The following is a 5,410-nucleotide window of genomic DNA, read 5'->3' on the forward strand; positions in this document are numbered from 1 at the left end:
AGGACGGCCTGGCCGGGTTCCTCGCCGGCCTGGACGGCTCGTGGCGCGGCCTGTCGCTGACGATGCCGCTGAAGCGGGTGGCGGGACGCCGCGCAGGAGCTCAGCCGCGCGCTGTCGCTGAGCCGCGACCCGCTCTGGCTGACCGCGAACCTGCTGGTCGGGCAGCGCCTCCCGGACGCCGTCGCCAAGCTGCACGCGGACGTGCGGGACTGCGGCGCCGACCGGCTCCTGGTGTTCGAGGGCCTGGACACGGTCACCGCCGATCCCGCCCTCGGCGAGGCGATCGCCGAAGAGCTGCACCGGCTGCTCGCCATCCACCCCGAACTGCACGTCGCCGCGCTGTGCGGCACCGACGGCGACCGGCGGATCGGCGAGGTCGACCCGGTGTTGCCGCAGCGGTTCCGGATCGCGCGGACCCGGCCGTTCACCGCCGACGGGCACGCCGAGCTGTTCCGCCGGGCGCTCGCCGAGCGCGGCGCCCGCGCGACCCGGCACGCCCTCGCCGCCGCCGGGACGCTGCTCGCCGCGACGCCTCCCGTCCAGACGCTGCGCAACGCCCGCCTCGCGCCCTACCTCGCCGACCTGGTGCTGGCCGGCCTGAAGACGGCCGACGGGGAGCAGCCGGTCGTCCGCAAGGGCGACATCCCCGCGACGCTCGACACGGCCCGGGCCGTGGGCGACCCCATGGCCGAACTCGCCGCGCTCACCGGCCTGGAGAACGTCAAGCACGAGATCGCGCTGCTCGCCGCGACCGCGCGGGTCGACCGGGCGCGCGTCCGGTCCGGGCTGCGCGTGACGACCCCGACGCGGCACATGGTGTTCACCGGCAGCCCCGGCACCGGCAAGACGATGGTCGCGCGGCTGCTCGGCCGGATCTACCGGCGGCTCGGCGTGCTGTCGTCCGGGCACCTGGTCGAGGCGTCCCGGACGCACCTGGTCGGCGAGTACATCGGGCAGACCGCGCCGCGCACCCGCCGGCTGGTGGAGCGCGCGGTCGGCGGCGTGCTGTTCATCGACGAGGCGTACACCCTCACCCAGTCGCCGCTGAAGGGCGACTACGGGCACGAGGCCATCGCCGAGCTGGTGAAGCTGATGGAGGACCACCGCGACGACCTGGTGGTGATCGTCGCGGGCTACGAGCGCGAGATGGCCGACTTCCTCGCCGCCAACCCCGGGCTGGACTCGCGCTTCCCCAAGCAGATCCACTTCCCGGACTACTCCGACGAGGAACTCGTCGCCGTGTTCGCCTCCCTCGCCGAGAACGACGGGTTCCGGCTGGACGACGGGCTGCCGGACGTCCTCGAGGGCATGCTGCGGCGCGTCCCGCGCGGTGCGGGCTTCGGCAACGGACGCCTCATGCGGAACCTGCTGGACATGGCCGTCGCCCACCAGGCGCAGCGGATCGCGTCCCTGTCCGCACGGCCGGACCGCGACGTCCTGGTCACCCTCACCGCAGACGACCTGCCGCCGATCTGGGACCACCCCGAGGAGCTGTACGGCCTCTACCTCTGACCCGGCCCCGCCTCCGCCGCTGACCTGGCTTCATCTCCGTCTCGGGCCGGGCTCTGGCCTGACTCTGGACGTGTTCCGGCGCCGCCTGCGACCTGGTGGTCCGGGCGTGCCGTCCGTCCCGTGTGACCGACCGCTCACCGCAGGCGACCGACCGCTCGGCGACGTGGCCGCGAAGCCGGTGAACCCGCGCTCCAGACCCCGCTAACTTCGTGCGCACCGAAGTGGATGGCGTTCGCGCCGGGTCCAAGGGGGCGGAGCGGAAGCGCGCGGGAGGGCGTTTCCGCTCCGGGTCCGGCGCGCCGGGTCCGCCTGCGGTGTGGGGGGACGGGGTCACGGCGGTGCGCATTCCGCCCGCCGTGACTCCCCACACCTCGCAGCCGGCGCCGGACCGGACCGGAGCGCCAGCGAACCGTCCGCTCCGGCGGCCCGCCCACGTCCCCGGATCTCCCGGACGGTCAGGACGGCATGTCGCGGCGCTTGAGCTTGGCCATCCGCCCGTCCGGTGCGTGCCACACGATCCCCTCGTAGGGATGGGCGAGCAGCCACTCGCGCAGCCCGTCGAAGTCGCGCGGGACACCGTCGAGGCGCTCACCGCCGTGCGGAACGAGGGTGTGCGTCCCGACCCCTTCCGGGTTGCCGTTGACCTTGGGGCCGATCAGCTCGTAGGTGCCCGCCTCCCAGGCGGCGTCACCGGCGGCGGCCCGCAGGTACTTCCAGAACGCGGACGACTCGGCGGGTTCCCAGCCGACGGTCTTCCCCGTCACCTCGTCCGCGTCGACCGCGACGAACCCGTCCGGGGCCGTGCGGCCGGCGCGGACCTCGCGGCGGGCCCACCAGCGCTCGCCGTCGAACCGGACGCACGTGCCGTCGAACTTGCGGGTCGCGACGCCGAGACCTGCCAGGACCCAGGTGCACTCGGGGTCGGGGACGCGGGTCACGCGCTTCGGATCCCCCGCCCAGTCGCGGGTGAAGACGGTCGGAATCTTGCGCATGGGGCCGATTCTGCGATGGATCTGGGCCTTCCTCCACCGGTTTTCGCGGGGCTAGGGTTCGCCCCATGATCCAAGATCACAAAGGCCGGGCGCGGCGGCTGACCGCGCTGTGGACGGCGACCGCGGCCGCGCTGTCCCTCTTCCTGGCCTCCCCCGCCCCAGCCTCCGCCGACACGGTGGGGATCTCGATCCCGAAGGACGAGTCGCCGCACAACGCCACCCGGGAGTGGTACTACTACACCGGCCACCTGAGCGGTGTGGACAGCAAGGGCAAGCGCCACGACTACGGCTTCGAGCAGGTCTTCTTCCGCAACCAGATCCAGTACCCGACCCTGTCGGGGTACGCGGGGAACCTGTCGGTCACCGACCTGACCGCCGACAAGTTCAAGTGGGAGTCGCGCGCCGCCGGGCTGCCCGACACCATCCCGGCCGACGGCGGCTACGACATCGCCGTGGACGACTGGAACATGTCGGGCAAGAACGGCAGCTACAAGCTGGGCGGCGGCTTCCAGGACGGCTCCTACAAGCTCGACCTGGCGCTCTCCCAGAAGACCCCGCCCGCGCTGCACGGCAACTACAAGGGCGTCCGGGGCCTGATCGACTACGCCCAGTGGGGCCAGTCGTACTACTACTCGTACACCAACCTGAAGACCTCGGGCACGGTGTACGACCACGGTGAGGCGATCAAGGTCACCGGCCAGTCCTGGTTCGACCACCAGTACGGGGACTTCACGTCCGGCTACGGCCGCTGGGACTGGTTCAGCATCCAGCTGACCAACGGCACCCAGTACATGGTGTACCTGATCAACGACGCGAACGGCGTGGTCCGCCGGGCCGGGACGCTCGTCCGCGCGGACGGCTCGACCGTCGACCTCGACCCGTCCAAGCTGTCGATGACCCCGGTCGGGAGCTGGACGAGCCCGGTCACCAACCTGACCTACACCAGCGGCTGGAAGGTCCGCGTGCCCGGCGGCGAGTTCACGGTGACGCCGCAGCGCCGCGACCAGGAGGTCGCCTGGGAGGACGCCCCCGGCGGCGGCTACTGGGAGGGCGCCTCGACCGTCACCGGCACGGTCAACGGCTGCAAGGTCCTCGGCCAGAGCTACGTCGAGATCACCACTCCCGACACCGTCTTCTGACCTGATCCCCGGCACGTTTCCGACCTGATCCCGGGGCGGCGGCAGGCAACGGCCGCCGCCCCGGCCCGTCCTCTCTGCTCCGACTCGTCCGGCCGCGCTCGCTGGTCGGGTCGGAGGTCAGCCCGCCACGACGGGACGGGCCAGGGGCGTGCGGCCCCAGTCGCGGAGCAGCGCGCTGAAGCGGGCGGCGGGCGCCTCCTCCGCCCACGGGACGGCGGCGGCCTCCAGCTCGCGGGCGCGCTGCCACACCGGGCGGATCGGCACCGGACGCGTCAGTTCGAGCGCCCGGCAGCCGAGGCCCATGGCGCGCCGGACGTCCTCGCCCAGCAGCGCCGTCGCGACGTCCAGGCCGACCAGCGCCTCGGTCCAGCGCGAGCCGGAATTGCGCACCATGGGCTCGATCACCGAGGCGCACTCCAGCGCCCGTCCCGCGTCGCCCGTCGCGGCGTGCACGGTGACCGCGCTGGCCAGCGTCCGCGCCGTGCTGTACGGGACGAACGAGACGCACGGCGGAAACCCGGTGGGCAGCCGGTCGCGGCGGCGCTCGGACAGGCCGATCGCCTCGTCCAGCAGGCGTCCCGCGCGTGCGTGCGCGGAGGCGTCGCCCAGCCGGGCGAGCGCGCGGGCCCGTCCGGCGGCCAGCAGCCGGATCGCCTGGGGGCCGGTCGGGTCCAGCCGGACGGCGGCCTCGGCGACGGCGTCCGCCTCGGCGAAGCGGCCCTGGTCGTAGAGCGCGAGGGAGCGCGTGCCCGCCGTCCACATCCGCATCTCGACGTCCTCGGCGTACCCGGCCAGCAGCTCGGCCTCGGCCAGGTACGCCTCGGCGACGACCGAACGTCCCAGGTGGACGGCCATGTAGCCGAGCAGTCCGGCCGTCCGCGCGGCCGTGGCGAACAGCTCGCGGCGCTGCCTCGGCGGCTGCTGCCCGTGCAGCAGGGCGTGCAGCGACCGGCGCAGCTCGCGCGCCTCGGCGGCCAGCGCCCAGGGACCGAGCTGCTCGTAGCGGTCCACGATGCGGCCGAGGGACAGCCGCGCGATGCGCAGCACCTCCGGGTCGGCGTTCGAGGCGCCGAGGGCGCGCGCGTCGGCGAAGATCATCGTCGGGTCGCCGAGGTCCGGCGGGGGCCGGTCGTCCCCGGCCGCGGCCTCCGCTCCGCCCGGGTCGCCGGGGGCCTCGCCCGGACCCGTGAACCAGCCCCGCACCCGCGCCGCCGGGACGTCCAGCGCCCGCGCGATCTCGGCGATGTGCTGCGTCCGGGGCGCGCGCTCGCCCCTTTCCCACCGGGCCCAGGTCGAGGTGGCGACGTGCACCCGGTCGGCCGCGTCCGCCTGCGTGAGTCCCTGGAGTTCCCGTGCCCGGACGAGCTCGCGCCGCTGGTCGCTCATAGGAACCGCATTCTCACGCACGAGCCCGCCCGAATGCCCGGCAAGTGCCTACTTTGGGGGCAGAAAATCCCCCGATGTGCCGGACGCGGGCAGCGGATGCTCTCGCGGCCCCCGCCGCGGGGCCGCCAGCATAAGACGCCGAGGAGCCGCCTCACCCGCAGAACCGGGACGGCCGGCGAGACCCCGCCCGCTCTACCCGAAAGGGAACATGAGTCCCACCGCGCCCGCGCCGGACCCGTCCCTCTCCTCCAGGCCGCTCTGGTACGCGCTCTGGACCTCGGCCGGCGCCACCCTCGCCCTCACCGCCGCCGCGCCCTGGCTGTTCGGCGGCGGCCCGGCCCGCTGGCCCGCCTGGGGCGTGGCGCTCGCCGCCGCGCTGGG

At 74.1% G+C, this 5,410-nt stretch carries 4 protein-coding genes; 2 read left to right on the plus strand and 2 right to left on the minus strand.

The features are described from left to right. The first annotated feature begins 201 nt into the window (after positions 1-201). Positions 202-1,512, plus strand: coding sequence for an AAA family ATPase (locus DZF91_RS28830; protein ID WP_117360268.1), 1,311 nt, complete (start codon positions 202-204; stop codon positions 1,510-1,512). Between the two features lie 455 nt (positions 1,513-1,967). Here the strand turns inward: DZF91_RS28830 and DZF91_RS28835 are convergent, their stop codons facing one another. Next, positions 1,968-2,504 carry an RNA ligase 1 family protein gene (locus tag DZF91_RS28835; protein WP_117360269.1) on the minus strand — a complete coding sequence of 179 codons (537 nt, stop codon included), beginning with the start codon at positions 2,502-2,504 and terminating at the stop codon, positions 1,968-1,970. A gap of 65 nt (positions 2,505-2,569) precedes the next feature. On the opposite strand from DZF91_RS28835, the gene DZF91_RS28840 reads away from it, so the two are divergent. Then, positions 2,570-3,643, plus strand: coding sequence for a lipocalin family protein (locus DZF91_RS28840; protein WP_117360270.1), 1,074 nt, complete (start codon positions 2,570-2,572; stop codon positions 3,641-3,643). A 117-nt stretch (positions 3,644-3,760) separates the two neighbouring features. Here DZF91_RS28840 and DZF91_RS28845 read toward each other — a convergent pair whose 3' ends face one another. Then, positions 3,761-5,029: a helix-turn-helix transcriptional regulator gene (locus DZF91_RS28845; protein ID WP_117360271.1), complete on the minus strand. Its 1,269-nt coding sequence runs from the start codon at positions 5,027-5,029 to the stop codon at positions 3,761-3,763. Between the last annotated feature and the right edge of the window lie 381 nt (positions 5,030-5,410).

It is taken from the genome of Actinomadura logoneensis, assembly GCF_003428695.1.
GTDB lineage: Bacteria > Actinomycetota > Actinomycetes > Streptosporangiales > Streptosporangiaceae > Spirillospora > Spirillospora logoneensis.